Raw genomic sequence first — 17,689 nt, 5'->3', positions numbered from 1 at the left:
CTCCTCGTTGGAATATGCGTCCACGTCCCGGTGGATCTCAGCGACTATCCACCAGGGCTGTGACACCGGTCACCCTTGCGTTCGTTTCGTTCACACAAATCCGGCCAGGCAGACTGAACCCATGCGCATCCCCCGCCCTCGCAGCCTCGCGGCCCAGCTCTTCGCGATGCAGGTCGTGCTCGTCGCCGCGATCGTCGCGGGCTTCGCGCTGTTCGCCTACCTCACGGACCGGTCTCAGGCCGAGGAGAGCGCCCGCCTGCAGTCCCGGGCCACCGCCGCGGCCGCCGCCCGTTCGCCGTCGGTCGCCGCGGCCGTGCGGTCCCCCGACCCGTCGGCGGTGCTCCAGCCGTACGCGGAGGGTCTGCGCGAGGACGCCGACATGGACTTCGTCGTGATCATGGACCCGGAGGGGCGGCGCTGGACACACCCGGTGCCCGAGCGGATCGGACGCACCTATCTCGGCCACATAAAGCCGGCACTCGACGGCCGGATCTACAGCGAGCAGTACGTAGGCACGCTCGGCCTGTCCGTGCGCACGGTGGCTCCGGTGTACGACGGCGGGAAGGTCGTCGCGCTCGTCAGCGCCGGCATCACCGTCGAGGAGATCACCGAGCAGGTGCGCGACCAGGTCACAGCGCTGCTCGCCATGGCAGGGACGGCGCTCGCCCTCGGCGGGCTCGGCACGTACGTCATCAACGCGCGGCTGCGGCGCCACACCCACGGCATGAACGCGACCGAGCTCGGCCGCGTGCACGACTACCACCAGGCCGCTCTGCACGCCGTCCGCGAAGGGCTCGTCATGCTCGACGGCAGCCGCCGGATCGCACTCGCCAACGACGGCGCGCGGGAGCTGCTCGGGCTCGGCGAGGATCCGGTGGGGCGCCCTGTCGCCGACCTCGGTCTGCCCCCGCCGCTGACCGGCGCGCTGCTGGCCTCCGAGCCGCGGGTCGACGAGGTCCACCTGTCCGCCGACCGCGTCGTCGTCGTCAACACCCAGCCGGTGGTGGGCGGTGAGCGGCGCGGAACGGTGGTCACCCTGCGGGACCACACGGAACTCCAGGCGCTGTCCGGCGAACTCGACTCCGAGCGGGGCTTCACCCAGGCCCTGCGCTCCCAGGCCCACGAGGCGGCCAACCGGCTCCACACCGTCGTCTCCCTGATCGAGCTCGGCAGGGCGGACGAGGCGGTCGCCTTCGCCACTGCCGAACTGGAGCTGGCGCAGACCCTGACCGACCGGGTCGTCGACGCAGTCGGTGAACCGGTGCTGGCGGCGCTGCTCCTCGGCAAGGCGGCGCAGGCAAACGAGCGGGGTGTGGAACTGGTCCTCACCGAGGACAGCAGCATCGACGACGGCGTCATACCCCGTACGCTCCCGTCCCGCGACCTGGTGACGATCCTGGGCAACCTGATCGACAACGCGGTCGACGCGGCCTGTGAACCGGTGGCCGGGACCGAAGGGGTGCCGGGCCGCGGTGAACGGGCACGCGTGACCGTCACCGCGCGGGTCGAGGACGGTGAAGTACTGCTGCGGGTCGGCGACACCGGCGCCGGGGTCGACCCGCAGGACGCCGCGGAGGTGTTCCGGCGCGGCTGGTCCACGCACGGCGCGGGCCGCGGGCTCGGGCTCGCGCTCGTGCAGCAGGCGGTGCACCGCGGCCGTGGCACCGTCGAACTGGCCCGAAGCCCGGAAGGCGGTGCGGAGTTCACCGTACGTCTGCCGCTGAGACCCGCGGAGGTGACCACGTGACGATCCGTGTCCTCGTCGTCGAGGACGACCCCGTCGCCGCCGACGCGCACGCCATGTACGTGGGCCGGGTCGCCGGGTTCACGGTCGCCGGTGTCGCCCACTCACGCGCCGAGGCCGTACGTGTCCTGGAGCGCACGGACGTGGATCTGCTGCTGCTCGACCTCTACCTGCCCGACGGCCACGGGCTGGCGCTCGTACGGTCGTTGCGCGCGGCCGGCCACTTGGCGGACGTCATCGCCGTCACCTCCGCCCGCGATCTGGCGATCGTCCGCGAGGGCGTCTCCCTCGGCGTCGTGCAGTACGTCCTCAAGCCGTTCACCTTCGCCACCCTGCGCGACCGGCTCACCCGTTACGCCGAGTTCCGTTCCTCCGCCGGTGAGGCCAGCGGGCAGGACGAGGTCGACCGCACCCTCGCCGCCCTGCGCACCCCCCGTACCACCGCGTCCCTCCCCAAGGGTCTCAGCGGCCCCACGCTGGAGGCGGTCACACGGACGCTGCGCGAGTCGGCGGAAGGGCTCACCGCCACGGAGGCCGCCGCCGCCGTCGGCATCTCGCGCATCACCGCGCGCCGGTATCTGGAACATCTCGTGACTGCCGGGCGGGCGGCCCGCGCCCCCCAGTACGGCCAGATCGGCCGCCCCGAGCTCCAGTACCGCTGGATCAGCACCGTCCGCTGAGCCGGCGCCGTGCTCTCCGGAGCGGTCAAAAGCTGACGATCCGACCGGTCGGTAACAGACACCGACACATCCCCGGCAGGATCATGTGGGACGTTTCCACGAGCCGTGGCTTTGGGTGTACGCACCGTAGTCGTACGAGGACCGCCGCGCCTACGTTGTGCGGGTGCAGCACAACCCCTCCCCTCCCTTCAACGCCCCCGCCGCGCGCCGTCTGCGCGAGGCGCTGGGGATGGCACCCGGTCATGTGGCGTACGGGCTGCGGGCCCAGTACGGCATGCATGTCACCCCGGACAAGGTCGCGGCCTGGGAACGGGGGCTCGCCGTGCCCGACTCCCGGGAGCTGACCGCGCTCGCCGGGGTCCTGTGGTGCTCGCCCGGTGAACTGCTGGCCTCCGCCACGACCTTGCGCGAGCACCGGATCGCCCGTGGTCTCGCGCCGGACGAACTCGCCCGACGGGTCGGCATGGACGCCTCCGCGTATCAGCGGATGGAGGAGTCGGGCCGATGGCGCGGGAACGAGCGGCAGACCACCGCCCTCGCCGGCGTGCTCGGCCTGACGCCCCGCGAACTGCTCGCCGCCACCGGCCGCGACGAGGACCTGGCGGAGCTGCTGCGCAGTGCGGTGACCTCACGCTGGCAGGCGTACGTGCGGCCGGTCGGCAAGATGGTTCCGCTGGAGCGCGACCACATCGAGGACGTGCTCCAGCAGTTGCACACCGACTACCAGTCCCGGATGGTGGCCACGCTCAGCTGGGGTGCCGCGTCCGAGGACACGGGCGAGCCGGGGCGGGAGTTCCTGGGACGGATCGTGGACCACTTCTGGGACCTGGCGCGCGGCTGACCTTCCCCGGGCGGGCCGGGCCGACGTCACTGCAGGCCCCGGTCGCCGGGCCGGGCGTCACAGCCTGCCCCGGTCGCCGGGCCGGGGATCACAGCCAGCCGCGGCGGGCGGCGAGGGCTCCTGCCTGGAACCGGCTCGTGGCGCCCAGCCGGTCGAGGACCGTCTTGATCCTGCGCTCGACGGTGCGCGGGGAGACCCCGAAGTGGCGGGCGATCCGCAGGTCGGTGGAGCCGGCGGCCATCAGGCAGAGCAACTCCCTCTCCTGGTCCCGGAGATCGACGTCCGCCTCCCCCTCGCCGCCCAGCGGCATCGCCATCTCCCACACAGTCTCGAAGAGGCTGATGAAACCGTCGAGCAGGGCGGAGCGGCCGATCACCAGGGACTCGGAGGTGCGGTTCGGCGACGCGGTGGGCACCAGCGCCAGGTCCTCGTCGAAGATGACCAGCTTCATCGGCGTCCTGGCGATGAAACGCCCTTCCTCGCCCCGGGCCAGCGTGCGCAGCATGCTGGCCCGGGCGGCCGGCTGGTTCAGCGCCTCCGCCGCGTAGATGGTGCGGTAGACGACGCCCCGGGCCATGGCCTTCATCTGGCGTTCGTCGTTGGCGCCGAGCGCCTGCGCGAAGGGCGGTGCGGCGATACCGCGCACACCGGACCGGCAGTTGTCCTGGCCGGCCGCGAACAGACGCAGCATCTCCTCGGCCGGCACGGCGCGGATCGTCGAGGTGTTCCCGGCGCCCCGTGCCGCCAGGTACTGCTGGGTGAGCGACTCGACGGCCCGGTGGGAGAGGAGCACTTGCTCCTCCAGTCGGCCCACCCAGTCGGCGGACACCGCACCGGGCGGCCGGACGGCCGCCTCCAGCGGTACGCCCGCGGCGGGCTCCGCCGCCCCCATGTCCAGCAGTCGGTCGAGCGCCTCGCGCGCCTCCCCGGGGGTCAGCCCCGTCGCGGCGGCCAGGCTCCCCGAGTCGTGCCAGGGGGAGCGGGCGAGTTCGGCGTACACCTTCTCCAGGCCGGGGTCGTCGACCGGCAGTATGCGACCCGTACGCTCGGGCTCCGCCACGGGACCCGCCCCCTCCGACGTGCTGTTCCGGCGGAGAGATGATGTCAGATGTCTCCAGGCTCGGCACGTGAGCCGAACCACATTGTGCAATAACACTTCGAAAACGCGAACGGCCGTCGGCGCGGGGTTGTGAGCGTCCCGGATCAGCCCGTCTTGGCGCCCTTGCCGCCGCCGGTCGAGCCGCCGTTGACGTTGACCGCCGCCCAGGCCGCGTCGACCGCCTGGTACTCCGCGCTGCTCACGCCGTAGAGGTCGCCCGCCGCCGACAGGGTGGCCGTGCGCGCGCCCTGGTAGTCGGTGGTGGAGGTCATGTACACGGTCAGCGCCTTGTACCAGATCTGCTCGGCCTTCGCGATGCCGATGCCGCTGACCGCCTTGCCGTCGTACGTCGGGCTGTCGTAGTCGACGCCGTTGACCGTCTTGGCACCGGAGCCCTCGGACAGCAGGTAGAAGAAGTGGTTGGCCGGACCCGACGAGTAGTGCACGTCGACCCGCCCGAGCGACCTGGACCAGTAGTCGTGGGAGTTGCCGTCCTTGCTCGGCTTGTCCATGTAGCGCAGCGGGGTGCCGTTGCCACGGATGTCGATCTTCTCGCCGACCAGGTAGTCGGCGACGTCGCTGCTGTTGCCCGCGTGGAACTCGGCGGCGGCCGCGAAGATGTCGCTGGTCGCCTCATTGAGGCCGCCGGACTCACCGCGGTAGACCAGCCGGGCGGTGTTGGAGGTGACGCCGTGCGTCATCTCGTGGGCGGCGATGTCCAGCGCGGTGAGCGGCTTGCTGTTGCCGGCGCCGTCGCCGTAGGTCATGCAGAAGCACGAGTCCGACCAGAAGGCGTTGACGTAGTTGTCGCCGTAGTGCACCCGGGAGTACGCGGCGACACCGTCGTTCTTGATGCCGTTGCGGCCGTGGACGTCCTTGTAGTAGTCCCAGGTGACGGCCGCTCCGTAGTGGGCGTCGACCCCCGCGTTCTGCCTGCCGCCGCCCCAGACGTCGTCGGCGTCGTTGAACAGGGTCCCCGTGCCGGAGGTGCCCTGGTTCAGGTCGAAGGTGCGGTGGCCGCCGCGTGCCCCGTCCTTGAGGTCGAAGGTGCTGCCGTTGGCCGTGGTCGTCAGCGGGACGGTGCCGTTGTAGTCACCGGTACCGGTACCGGTACCGGTGTGGACGGTCTCGTACGAGAACAGCTCCTCGCCGGTGGCCGCGTCGGTGACGACGCGCATCTCGCTCGGGGTGCCGTCGTGCTGCACGCCGGTGACGACGGTCTCCCAGGCCAGTACGGGCTTGCCGGAAGCGGCCCAGACCACCTTGCGCGCGGTCTTCGCCGCCGCACGGGCGTTCTCGTGCTCCGCCGACACCTTCAGCGCTGCCTTCTTCGCGGCCGACGCCGGCAGATCGGCGGACGTGCTCGGCACGGATATGCGCGCGTCCGTCGCCTTGGTGACGCTGCGCCTGCCGTTGTCCTTCTGGTGGACGACGAGGTCCCCGCCGAGGACCGGAAGCCCGTCGAAGGTGCGCTCGTAGCGGGTGTGCACGGCGCCGTCCGCGTCCTTGATCACGTCGCGGACCACGAGCTTCTCGCGGCCGTCCAGCCCGAGGGCCTTCGCCTGTGAACCGGCTTCGGCCTGCGCGGACTTCAGCGCGGCCGCGCGCTCCGAGGGAGCGGGCGCGGTCGCCGTCGCGTCGGCCGTACCGTCGGATCCGGCCGTCGCCGAACCGGACTGGATCCCGACGACGACCATGGCGGCACAGGCCGTGAGAACGGCGGCCCGGACGGTCGTCCTACGGGTGGTGGTGCGTGTCACTCAGGTACTCCTCGGCAAGGGCCGCGTGGGGATCGCGGACATGGGGGGTGACGGGCCGGGGTGCGGGCGCCGTCCTGTCAGGAGCTCGCCGGGGCAGCCGGAACCGCACGGCCCGTCAGGAACGCCGCCGATTGGCGAGCCTGACGGGACGTGGTGTGCCGATCGCCTCGGGTGAACGCGGCCGAGACTGCCGGCAACCAGGGCATGAATGACAGTGGTCAGACAAGAGGTGTCGTATACCCGACATGCCGAATCCCGTCACAGCGCCCGCAGTCGCTGACGGCGGGATCCCGCGCCGCCCGAAGCCGGCGTGCTCAGCCGGAAGACGTGCCGGGACGCGGGTCGACGGGATCGACCGGATCGACGGGATCGAAGGAGAAGAGTTCGCCCTCGGCCTGTTCCGTGCAGGCCAGTTGGCGCAGGTCGGTACCCGCCGCGGTGGCGCCGCCCTCGACGGCGACGCACAGATCGCTGTGGAGCGGGCGGATGCGGTAGCCGCGCACCGGTTCGCCGACCGGCTCCAGACGGAAGGCCTCCGCCGGTCCGCGCTTACCGCACTCCTGGTCCTCCACCGGGGCGCCGATCTCGGTGGACTTCTCCTGGACGCCGGTGCAGCCCCGGCCGAAGGTGGTGTGGAAGGTCTCGAGCCGCCAGTCGGAGCCGAGCCGCTTCAGGGAGAACCGCGGGACGGAATCGGGTGAACAGGGCTGCTGGTAGAGCTGACCGCTCTGCCCGCCCTGCTCGGCGAGACAGAGCCCGGAGTGCACCGCCCGGATCTGCACCGGGCCGGGGGCCGGACCCGTCACCGGCCGCGGCGACGTTCCGTCGTCCGGGTCGTCGGCGGGGAGCAGTACGGCGGCCAGGGCCGCGGCGGCGGCCACCAGTGCGGCGGCCCCGGTGACGACCCATGCCCGGCGCCGACTGCGCCGGGCCGGCGCGCCCTCGGACCGCCGGGGCAGGGAGGCGGACCCGGGCACGGGTCTCGGCCCCGTTCGGGGTTGCGGCTCATGCTCCGGTCGGGGTTCCTGCTCCAGCTCCGCTTCTGTTCGAGGTTCGGCTTCTGTTCGAGGTTCGGCTTCCGGTTCCGGTTCCGGTCGATGTTGCGGATCCCGGTCCGTGTGCGCCGGCCGCTCGCGTCGGGTCAGCTCCTTCCGCACCCGCAGCCAGACGTCGATCTCGCCCGGCTCGACACCACAGGCGCGTACGAACGCGGCGACCAGTTCCTCGCGCGGCACGGTGCTGCGGGCGAGCATGTTGGCCACCGTCGAACGCGGCAGCACGTCGCCGACCGTCTCCGCCCGCGACGTCAACTCCCGGTAGGTCAGGCCCGACCAGTCCTTGAGGTCCTGCATCGCGGCGACGAAGGAGGCCGAGTCACGTACCCGCTCCGGGTCCGGAGCACGTCCACCGGCGAGATCCATCCGCAGCACCCCGTTCTGCCGTCGGTCGTCCCGGCCGCTGACCTGCTGGGACAAGGTCGGACACGTCCCGGACGGGGAACAGCCTTGCGAGACGGGCCCCGGAACTCAAGAGTGGTCTGCGCCAACCACCGGCGGGGGAAAGACATGTGGCCTTGATCGCCACGGGGGACGATCAAGGCCACATGTCGCGGATCGCAACCAGCGGACCGCGGCCGCGGACCGGACGAAGCCTCAGAACACGGACTCCGCCTCGAACATCCGGTCCTCGGGAACGGTCTTCAGCCGTGTGACCGCCTCGGCCAGCGGCACCGTCACCACGTGCGTACCGCGCAGGGCGGTCATCATCCCGAACTCGCCCCGGTGCGCGGCCTCCACCGCGTGCCACCCGAAGCGCGTCGCCAGGACCCTGTCGTACGCGGTCGGCGTGCCGCCGCGCTGCACATGGCCGAGGATCACCGGCTTGGCCTCCTTGCCGAGCCGGCGCTCCAGCTCGGTGGCGAGGCGGTTGCCGATGCCCTGGAAGCGTTCGTGGCCGAACTGGTCGATCTCGCCCTTCGCATACTCCATGGAGCCCTCGGCCGGGTGCGCGCCCTCCGCGACGCAGATGACCGCGAACTTCTTGCCCCGGGAGAAGCGCTCCTCGATCATCTTGATCAGGTCGCTCACCTCGAAGGGCCGCTCGGGCAGGCAGATGCCGTGCGCGCCGCCCGCCATGCCGGACTCCAGGGCGATCCAGCCGGCGTGCCGGCCCATGACCTCGACGACCATGACGCGCTGGTGGGACTCCGCGGTGGTCTTGAGGCGGTCGATGGCCTCGGTGGCGACCATGACGGCGGTGTCGAAGCCGAAGGTGCGGTCGGTGGAGGAGATGTCGTTGTCGATGGTCTTGGGGACGCCGACGACGGGCATCCCGGCCTCGGACAGCATCCGGGACGCGGTGAGCGTGCCCTCGCCGCCGATCGGGATGAGCGCGTCGAGACCGTACTGCTTCGCCAACTCCGCCGCGTTCTCGGCCGCTTCGCGCAGCCGGCCGCGCTCCAGGCGGGCCGAGCCGAGGATGGTGCCGCCGCGGGCGAGGATGCCGCTGACGGCATTGAGGTCGAGCGGACGGTAGTGGCCGTCGAGGAGACCTTTGAATCCGTCCTCGAAACCGATGACTTCGTCGCCGTGCCCCGTCATGGCACGGTGCACGACCGAGCGGATCACTGCGTTCAGACCTGGGCAGTCGCCGCCTGCGGTGAGAACTCCGATGCGCATCGTGCTGTGTCTCCTGCTCGTCGGTCGTCCTGCCGTCCCGGGCCCGTCCTGCCGTCCCGGGTCGCCCGGCACGTCCCTGGGCCGCCCCTGGGTCGTCCTGTCGTCCTGTCGTCCTGATGAACCATCTCCGATTGTCCCACGCGTCCCGGAGCGACCGCGCTCCCTGCTACTCCGCGCCCGCTGCCGCCCGGCGGGCGCCTTAGCCACCCTCGGAGGTATTGTCAAGAGGGCAATGCCGCCCCGAGCGGCTCTCCGGCGCGCCCGTTCTCGCCGTCCCGCACGGCGCGGCCCAGGGCGGTCCGCCGGAGCACTCGGGGCGGTGGCACGCCCAGTACGGACGTCATGGCAGGCATCGACGTCACGTCATGGACATGGACGGGAGAGCACGCGTGACGCGCAGCGTTTACGTGACCGGGATCGACCGCGGCGACGGACGGCAGGTGGTCGAGCTGGGGGTCATGGAGCTCCTGACCCGCCAGGTGGACCGGGTGGGCGTCTTCCGCCCCCTTGTCCACGACGGTCCCGACCGGCTCTTCGAACTGCTGCGGGCCCGCTACCGGCTCTCCCAGGACTCCGCCTCCGTCTACGGCATGGACTACCACGAGGCGGCCGCGCTCCAGGCCGAGAAAGGCACGGACGAACTGGTCTCGCGCCTGGTCGAACGCTTCCTCGCGGTGGCCAGGGAGTACGAGGTGGTGCTCGTCCTGGGCACCGACTACGCCGCCACCCAGCTCCCCGACGAACTGGCGCTCAACGCCCGGCTCGCCAACGAGTTCGGCGCTTCCGTCATCGCCGTGGTCGGTGGCAAGGGCCAGACCCCCGAGTCCGTACGAGCGGAGACCCGCAATGCCTTCCGCGCCTACGAGGTCCTGGGCTGCAACGTCCTCGCCATGGTCGCCAACCGGGTCGCCCCCGACGAGCGGGCGGGCATAGCCGAGCGGCTCGCGGCCCGCCTCCCGGTCCCCTGCTACGTGATCCCCGACGAGCCCGCGCTCTCCGCGCCCACGGTCGCCCAGATCACCCACGCCCTCGGCGGCACGGTCCTGCTCGGCGACGACTCCGGCCTCGCGCGCGACGCTCTGGACTTCGTCATCGGCGGCGCGATGCTCCCGAGCTTCCTGCCGGCGCTGACCCCCGGCTGCCTCGTCGTGACCCCGGGCGACCGCGCCGACCTGGTCGTCGGCGCGCTCGCCGCGCACTCGGCGGGGACTCCACCGATCGCGGGCATCCTGCTGACACTGAACGAGCGCCCGAGCGAGGAGATCCTCACCCTCGCGGCGCGCCTCGCCCCCGGCACCCCGGTCGTCTCCGTGGCGGGCAACAGCTTCCCCACGGCGGGGGAACTGTTCGCGATGGAGGGGAAGTTGAACGCCTCCACGCCCCGCAAGGCGGAGACCGCGCTCGGTGTCTTCGAGCGCCATGTGGACACCGCCGACCTGCTGGCCCGGCTCTCCGTGGCCCGCAGCAGCCGGGTCACGCCGATGATGTTCGAGCACGAGCTGCTGGAGCAGGCGCGTGCCGACCGCCGCCGCGTGGTGCTGCCCGAGGGCACGGAGGAGCGGGTGCTGCGGGCGGCCGATGTGCTGATCCGCCGGGACGTGTGCGACCTGACCCTGCTCGGCGACACCGAGATCATCCGCAAGAAGGCCGCCGACCTGGGCATCGACCTGTCGGCCGCCCAGCTGATCGACCCCGCGGCCTCCGAGCTGCGCCAGTCCTTCGCCGAGCGGTACGCGGGGCTGCGCGCCCACAGGGGCGTGACGGTCGAGCTGGCGTACGACGTGGTGGCGGACGTGAACTACTTCGGCACCCTGATGGTGCAGGAGGGCCTGGCCGACGGCATGGTGTCGGGCTCGGTGCACTCCACGGCGGCGACGATCCGTCCCGCCTTCGAGATCATCAAGACGAAGCCCGAGGCGTCGATCGTCTCGTCCGTGTTCTTCATGTGCCTGGCCGACAAGGTCCTCGTCTACGGCGACTGCGCGGTCAACCCGGACCCGGACGCCGACCAGCTCGCCGACATCGCCGTCCAGTCGGCCGCGACGGCGGCCCGTTTCGGCGTGGAACCGCGGATCGCGATGCTGTCGTACTCGACGGGCACCTCGGGGTCGGGCGCCGACGTGGACAAGGTGCGCGAGGCGACGAAGCTGGTGCGCGAGTCCCGTCCGGACCTGAGGATCGAGGGCCCCATCCAGTACGACGCGGCCGTCGAGCCCTCCGTCGCCGCCACCAAGCTGCCGGACTCCGAGGTCGCCGGCCGGGCGACGGTCCTGATCTTCCCGGACCTGAACACCGGCAACAACACCTACAAGGCCGTGCAGCGCTCGGCGGGTGCCGTCGCGGTCGGGCCGGTGCTGCAGGGTCTGCGCAAGCCGGTCAACGACCTGTCGCGCGGTGCGCTGGTCAGCGACATCGTCAACACGGTCGCGATCACCGCGATCCAGTCCCAGGACCCCTCGAAGGCCCAGGAGCCCTCCGCATGACCGCCACTCGCGTCCTCGTCCTCAACTCCGGCTCGTCGTCGGTGAAGTACCAGCTGCTCGACATGCGGGACTCGTCGCGGCTGGCGGTGGGGCTGGTCGAGCGGATCGGCGAGGCGACGTCCCGCCTCGTGCACACCCCTCCGGAGGGCGGCGGCGGCCGCCGCGAACGCTCGGGCCCGATCGCCGACCATGACGCGGCGCTCAAGGCGGTGGCCGACGAGCTGGCGCACGACGGTCTCGGTCTGGACTCCCCCGAACTCGCCGCGATCGGCCACCGCGTCGTGCACGGAGGTCTGCGGTTCAGCGCCCCGACGGTCGTCACGGACGAGGTGCTCGCGGAGATCGAGCGGCTCGTCCCGGTCGCGCCGCTGCACAACCCGGCGAACATCACCGGCATCCGTACGGCACAGGCGCTGCGACCGGACCTGCCGCAGGTCGCGGTCTTCGACACGGCCTTCCACACGACGATGCCGGAGGCGGCGGCCCGGTACGCGATCGACGTGGACACCGCGGACGCGCACCGCATCCGCCGCTACGGCTTCCACGGCACCTCGCACGCGTACGTCTCCCGGGCCACGGCCGCGCTGCTCGGCAAGGACCCGTCGGAGGTGAACGTCATCGTGCTGCACCTCGGCAACGGCGCGTCCGCCTCCGCCGTGGCCGGCGGCAGGTGCGTGGAGACCTCGATGGGGCTGACGCCCTTGGAGGGCCTGGTGATGGGTACGCGGTCCGGTGACATCGACCCGGCCGTGACGTTCCACCTCGAGCGGGTCGCCGGGATGAGCACGGACGAGATCGACGCGCTGCTCAACAAGAAGAGCGGTCTGGTGGGTCTGTGCGGGGACAACGACATGAGGGAGATCCACCGCCGCATGGAGGAGGGCGACGAGCGCGCACGGCTGGCATTCGACATCTACGTCCACCGGCTGAAGAAGTACATCGGGGCGTATTACGCGATTCTCGGCCGGGTGGACGCGGTGGCGTTCACGGCCGGCGTGGGCGAGAACGCGGTGCCCGTGCGGGAGGCGGCGCTCGCGGACATGGAGGGCCTCGGCCTCGCGGTGGACACCGGGCTGAACGCCGTACGGTCGGGCGAGGCGCGGCTGATCTCGCCCGAGGGCGCGCGGGTGGCGGTGGCTGTGGTACCGACGGACGAGGAACTCGAGATCGCACGTCAGACCTTCGAGCTGGTGATGTGAGTGGTGAAGTGAATTCATGAACGCCTGAGCGGGCTGGCGCCCATTTGTACATTCCACCAGACGGAATATTCCGCAGGGAAACAAACCGATAGGATCCGCCTTATGCGCCGTTCCAAAATCGTCTGCACACTGGGCCCCGCCGTCGACTCATACGAGCAGCTGAAAGCGCTCATCGAGGCCGGTATGAACGTGGCCCGCTTCAACTTCAGCCACGGGACCCACGCCGACCATGAGGAGCGGTACCACCGCGTCCGCCGGGCGTCGGAGGACACCGGGCGCGCCGTGGGCGTGCTCGCCGACCTCCAGGGTCCCAAGATCCGCCTCGAGACTTTCGCCGAGGGACCGGTCGAGCTGGTCCGCGGCGACGAGTTCACCATCACCACGGAGGACGTCGCCGGCGACAAGTCCATCTGTGGGACCACGTACAAGGGTCTGCCGCAGGACGTCTCCAAGGGCGACCAGGTCCTGATCAACGACGGCAACGTCGAGCTGCGCGTCGTCGAGGTCGACGGCTCGCAGGTCAAGACGATCGTCGTCGAGGGCGGCGTCATCTCCGACCACAAGGGCATCAACCTGCCCGGCGCGGCGGTCAACGTCCCGGCCCTGTCCGAGAAGGACGTCGAGGACCTCCGCTTCGCGCTGCGCATGGGCTGCGACATGGTCGCCCTGTCCTTCGTCCGGGACGCGGCCGACGTCAAGGACGTCCACAAGGTGATGGACGAGGAGGGCCGCCGGGTCCCCGTCATCGCCAAGGTGGAGAAGCCGCAGGCGGTCGACAACATGCAGGACGTCGTCGCGGCGTTCGACGCGGTCATGGTGGCGCGCGGCGACCTGGCCGTCGAGTACCCGCTCGAGCGCGTCCCGATGGTGCAGAAGCGCCTCATCGAGATGTGCCGACGCAACGCCAAGCCGGTGATCGTGGCGACCCAGATGATGGAGTCGATGATCACCAACTCGCGCCCGACGCGCGCGGAGGCGTCCGACGTCGCCAACGCGATCCTGGACGGCGCGGACGCGGTCATGCTCTCCGCGGAGTCGTCGGTCGGCGCGTACCCGATCGAGACGGTCAAGACGATGTCGAAGATCGTCTCCGCGGCGGAGGAGGAGCTCCTCTCCAAGGGCCTCCAGCCGCTGGTCCCCGGCAAGAAGCCGCGCACCCAGGGCGGTTCGGTCGCCCGTGCGGCCGCCGAGATCGCGGACTTCCTGGGCGGCAAGGCCCTGATCGCCTTCACCCAGTCCGGCGACACGGCCCGCCGCCTCTCCCGCTACCGCGCCGAACAGCAGATCCTGGCCTTCACCACCGACCAGTCCACCCGCAACCAGCTGACACTGAGCTGGGGTGTGGAGTCCTTCCTGGTGCCGTTCGTCGAGACGACCGACGCGATGGTCGACCTGGTCGATGCGGAGCTGCTGAAGCTCCAGCGCTACAACGCGGGCGACGTCATGATCATCACGGCCGGTTCGCCTCCGGGCGTGCCCGGCACGACGAACATGGTCCGCGTCCACCACCTGGGCGGCGGCGAGCGCGACTGACGCCCCGTCCTTCCGCCGTACGGGCGGCCTCTCGGCCCACGGGTCGGGAGGCCGCCCGTTTCGTTCAGGGCCGACGCCCGTTTCGGCCGTGAGCAGGGAGGCTTATAGGAGTACAGTTTATAGAAACGTACCCCTATCTCCATGAGGACGGGCATGCTGCTCAAACCCGCAGAAATGTTCGACCGGAACCATGAGTGGTCCGCGCTGTCCCGGTTCATCACGGACGAACAGCCCGGCGCCACGCTCGGCGTCGTCTCCGGGCGGCGCCGCCAGGGCAAGACGTTCCTGCTGGACGCCGCATGCCGAGCGGGCGACGGTTTCTACTTCGGTGCGACCGAGGCCACCGACGCCGAGTCGCTGCGAAGGATCGGCGCGTCGCTCACGGCGCACGCGCGGCCGGCCACCCCCTACCACTTCGCCAACTGGTCGGAAGCCGTCGACGCGCTCCTCGCCCTGGGAGCGGACCGGCCGGTGCCGGTGGTCCTCGACGAATTCCCCTACCTGGTGAGGGCCAACCCGGAGCTGCCGTCGATCATCCAGGAGGCATTGCGCCCGCTGCGGGCGGAGCGCACCAACTCCCGTACGCGGCTGCTGCTGTGCGGTTCGGCGTTGTCGTTCATGGGCCGGATGCTGTCAGGAAACGCGCCGCTGCGTGGACGGGCAGGGCTCGAGCTGATCGTCCGTACGCTCGACCACCGTCTCGCGGCCGACTTCTGGGAAATCTCAGACCCGCGGCTCGCGCTCCAGGTCAACGCGATCGTCGGCGGCACGCCCGCCTACCGGCGTGAGTTCGCCCGCGGCGACAGTCCGTCCGGCCCGGACGACTTCGACGACTGGGTCGTCCGCACGGTCCTCAACCCGGAGACGCCGCTTTTCCGGGAGGCCCGCTACCTCCTCGCCGAGGAGCCCGACCTGCGCGACACCGCCCTGTACCTCTCCGTCCTCAGCGCCGTCGCCGACGGCAACGCGACGCGCGGCGGCATGGCCGGCTACCTGGAGCGCAAAGCCACCGACATCGCCCATCCGATCACCGTCCTGGAGGACGCCGGCCTCCTCCACCGGGACGCGGACGCCTTCCGCGAGAACCGCCCCACCTACCGGATCGCCGAACCGCTGATCGCCTTCTACCACGCCGTCATGCGCCCCGTCTGGGATCAGCTGGAGCGCCCCGGCAGCGCCGCCCGGGTCTGGCAGGCCAGTCGTCGCCGCTTCGTGAGCAACGTCCTCGGACCACACTTCGAGCAGGTCTGCCGCGAATGGACCCTGCACCACGCCGACCCCGAATGGCTGGGCGGCCTCCCTGCCCGCGTGGGCCACGGCGTGGTCCACGACGCCGCGACGCGCAAGGGCCACGAGGTCGACGTCGCGGTCGTGGGAATCCCGGAGGGCAGCGGCAAACCGCCGTTGCTGGCCATCGGCGAGGCCAAGTGGAACGACGAGACGGGCGGAGCCCGCGTCCAACGCCTGGCGCACGTACGCGACTTGATCACACGAGCGGGGCGCTACGACACCACCCGCACGCGGCTGCTGTGCTTCAGCGGGGCGGGCTTCAACGCAAAGGCCCGCGCGGCGGCGGACGGGTCGCGGGACGTGGGGCTCGTCGATCTGGCGATGCTGTACGGGAAGGTGTGAGCCGCGCAGGGAAAGAGCCCTACGAGCGGACTTCCACTGCTGTGCCAGAAGGGCTGTGGGCCGCACCCCCCTGAACGGGTGCGGCCCACAGCCTTTTCGCGGCTCCCGGTGGTCCTGGGGTCAGGCGTTGCCGCCGGTGAAGTAGTTGTGCAGGCCGGGGACAGTCAGCGTCCCGCCGAACTGGCCGGCCTGAGTGACCTTCACGTCCGTGAATATCGCGACGGGGACGTTCAGCGGCGGCGGGGTCTCCGGGCTGAACGTGACCGGGATGATGCCGAAGAGGTTGCCCTTCAGCTCCTCCGTGTACATCGTCACCGTGCCGTTGGTGATGGTCGAATGGGAACCCTTGCGCGCCTCGACGTGCGCGGTCGTACCGTTCGGGCCCACCACGAGCTGGTGCAGGTCCTTGATGTCCACCTCCGTCGCGGTGAACTTCAGGGCCTTCTTGATCTTGCCGCTGCCGGTCTTCACCTCGACGATGCCGTGGTAGTACAGTCCCGTCAGCTCGAGCCTCGAGCTCTCGAGGATCCACGGGTCGTCCGGGAGCAGCGGGATGCCCGGTTCGAGCTCGGCGGCCGCCAGGGCGTCCGGGTCCGGGGTGGGGCACGGGAAGCGGGGCTTGGCGCCTTCGGGGATGTCCTCGTCCTTGACGGGGTCGAGTCCCTTGATGTTCTCGTCCAGCTCTTCGACCTTGGCGCCGGCCTTCTCGGCAGCGTCCTTGATCGCTTCCTTCGTCTTATCGACGGTGTCGTCCACCACGTCGGTGGCCTTCTCCGCCGGCTTGTCCGCGGGCTCGTCGGCGGGAACCGCGACGGGCTTCTCCGCCGGCTCCTTGGCCGGCTTCGTCGCGGTGTCGCTCGGAGACGGCGTCTCGGCCGGCTCACCCCGCAGCGTGTCGCCGACGCCGTCGAAGAAGTCCTTGACCTTGTCGCCCACACCCAGCGGGTCGAGCGGGTTCTTCTCGGTCTCGTCGGCCGACGGCTCCGGCGCGGGCGCCTTCTGCTCCGCTCCGGCCGCTGACGGGCTCTCGGCGGGCTTCGGCTCCTGCGCCTCGTCCTCGGCTCCGGTACCGATGCCGGTGTCGGACGTGGCGGTCGGGGCGGGCTCCGGCTCGGCCGTGTCCGTCGGGGACGGCGAGGCGGACGGCTTCGCCGACTCCGTCGGGGACGGTGAGGCGGACTCCGACGGCTCGTCCGAGCGGGTCACGCACGGGCCCGGCGCGAAGGGGATCTCCTTGTCGTCGGCCAGGGCGAGCTTGGGCGTGAGACCCATGCCGACGAAGACGGCGGTGGGCATCGCGGCCAGGGCTATCGCCTTGCTCGCGGGCAGCTGGAGCCTGGTGAGCAGCGACTTCCTGGGGGCGGCGTGCCGCGGCCCTCTTCTCTCCCGCGAGCCGTCGCCGCCCGCGGCCGCGGTCAGCGGTGGTGTCACGTCACCCGGCACTGTTCCTCCCGCCGTTGCCTTCGATGGTTGTCTCGTGCGTGTCCGTCCCGTAGCCGTCCCACTGCTCAGGTACGGGCAGGGTGTCGGGGTCGGTGTCGACCGGGGCCGTGGTCGTGTCGTCGGCCTCTGCCACGGCGGCGGGGCCCTTGACCGGCACCCAGGACAGCGCCATGGCGCCGCCGACGAGAGCCAGCAGGAAGCCCATCAGGAAGCCACCCAGGTTGGAGACCGGGATGGAGACCAGCGCCAGCAGGATCGTCGCAACACCCGCGAAGACCCTGGCCACCGCCTGGAACCACATCGTGAGGCCGAGCGTGACGAGCAGTACGCCGATGATGAGCGAACCCGCGCCGCCGGTCGTCGACATGGAGAGCGTCATCTGGCCGAGCTGGAGGCTCGCGTACGGGAAGTAGGCGATGGGGATTCCGCCGAGCAGAGTGAACAGGCCTGCCCAGAAGGGCCGCTGCCCCCGCCAATTACGGAAGTTCCGCCGAAGGACTCGGGCGAAGTGCTCGTCCCGGCCCTGTGACACTGCAGACTCGGCGCTCATGAAAACAGCTCCCTGGAACTGGCGTTGCTGGTGTGAAGAGACGGGCG

At 70.9% G+C, this 17,689-nt stretch carries 13 protein-coding genes; 7 read left to right on the top strand and 6 right to left on the bottom strand.

From position 1 onward, the window contains the following. Positions 1-121 precede the first annotated feature (121 nt). The 3 genes from OGH68_RS25350 (at position 122) to OGH68_RS25340 (ending at position 3,265) form a co-directional block, all read left to right on the top strand. A complete protein-coding gene (locus tag OGH68_RS25350) occupies positions 122-1,747 on the top strand; it encodes an ATP-binding protein (RefSeq protein ID WP_264247270.1) in 1,626 nt (541 codons plus the stop codon). A 53-nt stretch (positions 1,748-1,800) separates the two neighbouring features. Continuing rightward, complete coding sequence (locus OGH68_RS25345; protein WP_413471125.1) at positions 1,801-2,424, top strand: response regulator; 624 nt, start codon at positions 1,801-1,803, stop codon at positions 2,422-2,424. A 229-nt stretch (positions 2,425-2,653) separates the two neighbouring features. Further along, on the top strand, positions 2,654-3,265 hold the full coding sequence (locus tag OGH68_RS25340) for a helix-turn-helix domain-containing protein (protein WP_264250284.1): 612 nt from the start codon (positions 2,654-2,656) through the stop codon (positions 3,263-3,265). A gap of 88 nt (positions 3,266-3,353) precedes the next feature. On the opposite strand, the gene OGH68_RS25335 is transcribed toward OGH68_RS25340, so the two are convergent. The 4 genes from OGH68_RS25335 to OGH68_RS25320 all read right to left on the bottom strand — a co-directional run bounded on the left by OGH68_RS25335 (position 3,354) and on the right by OGH68_RS25320 (position 8,802). Further along, complete coding sequence (locus tag OGH68_RS25335; RefSeq protein WP_264247268.1) at positions 3,354-4,325, bottom strand: helix-turn-helix transcriptional regulator; 972 nt, start codon at positions 4,323-4,325, stop codon at positions 3,354-3,356. A gap of 143 nt (positions 4,326-4,468) precedes the next feature. Beyond that, positions 4,469-6,124, bottom strand: coding sequence for a M4 family metallopeptidase (locus OGH68_RS25330; protein WP_264247266.1), 1,656 nt, complete (start codon positions 6,122-6,124; stop codon positions 4,469-4,471). Positions 6,125-6,438: 314 nt separating this feature from the next. After that, entirely contained in the window at positions 6,439-7,599 is a 1,161-nt protein-coding gene (locus tag OGH68_RS25325; RefSeq protein ID WP_264247265.1) for a helix-turn-helix domain-containing protein, read from the bottom strand. A 177-nt stretch (positions 7,600-7,776) separates the two neighbouring features. Further along, complete coding sequence (locus OGH68_RS25320; protein WP_264247264.1) at positions 7,777-8,802, bottom strand: ATP-dependent 6-phosphofructokinase; 1,026 nt, start codon at positions 8,800-8,802, stop codon at positions 7,777-7,779. Positions 8,803-9,191: 389 nt separating this feature from the next. On the opposite strand from OGH68_RS25320, the gene pta reads away from it, so the two are divergent. The 4 genes from pta to OGH68_RS25300 all read left to right on the top strand — a co-directional run bounded on the left by pta (position 9,192) and on the right by OGH68_RS25300 (position 15,649). Beyond that, a complete protein-coding gene (gene pta, locus OGH68_RS25315; RefSeq protein WP_264247263.1) occupies positions 9,192-11,285 on the top strand; it encodes a phosphate acetyltransferase in 2,094 nt (697 codons plus the stop codon). Next, positions 11,282-12,484, top strand: a complete 1,203-nt coding sequence (locus OGH68_RS25310) for an acetate kinase (RefSeq protein WP_264247262.1) — start codon at positions 11,282-11,284, stop codon at positions 12,482-12,484. The genes pta and OGH68_RS25310 overlap by 4 nt, the downstream gene beginning before the upstream one ends. Before the next feature lie 102 nt (positions 12,485-12,586). Further along, positions 12,587-14,017, top strand: coding sequence for a pyruvate kinase (gene pyk, locus OGH68_RS25305; RefSeq protein WP_264247261.1), 1,431 nt, complete (start codon positions 12,587-12,589; stop codon positions 14,015-14,017). A 156-nt stretch (positions 14,018-14,173) separates the two neighbouring features. Then, the gene (locus tag OGH68_RS25300; RefSeq protein WP_264250283.1) at positions 14,174-15,649 is read left to right on the top strand and encodes an AAA family ATPase; all 1,476 of its coding nucleotides are present in this window, start codon (positions 14,174-14,176) and stop codon (positions 15,647-15,649) included. Between the two features lie 120 nt (positions 15,650-15,769). Here the strand turns inward: OGH68_RS25300 and OGH68_RS25295 are convergent, their stop codons facing one another. After that, positions 15,770-17,092 (bottom strand): hypothetical protein, encoded by a 1,323-nt coding sequence (locus OGH68_RS25295; protein ID WP_413471029.1) that lies wholly within the window; start codon positions 17,090-17,092, stop codon positions 15,770-15,772. Then, entirely contained in the window at positions 17,082-17,642 is a 561-nt protein-coding gene (locus OGH68_RS25290; protein ID WP_264247259.1) for a DUF6114 domain-containing protein, read from the bottom strand. The genes OGH68_RS25295 and OGH68_RS25290 overlap by 11 nt, the downstream gene beginning before the upstream one ends. Between the last annotated feature and the right edge of the window lie 47 nt (positions 17,643-17,689).

The organism is Streptomyces peucetius (assembly GCF_025854275.1).
In the GTDB taxonomy this organism is placed as follows: Bacteria; Actinomycetota; Actinomycetes; order Streptomycetales; family Streptomycetaceae; genus Streptomyces; species Streptomyces peucetius_A.
The sequence above is the reverse complement of the archived record's forward strand: the minus strand, read 5'-3'. Positions and strand labels throughout refer to the sequence as shown.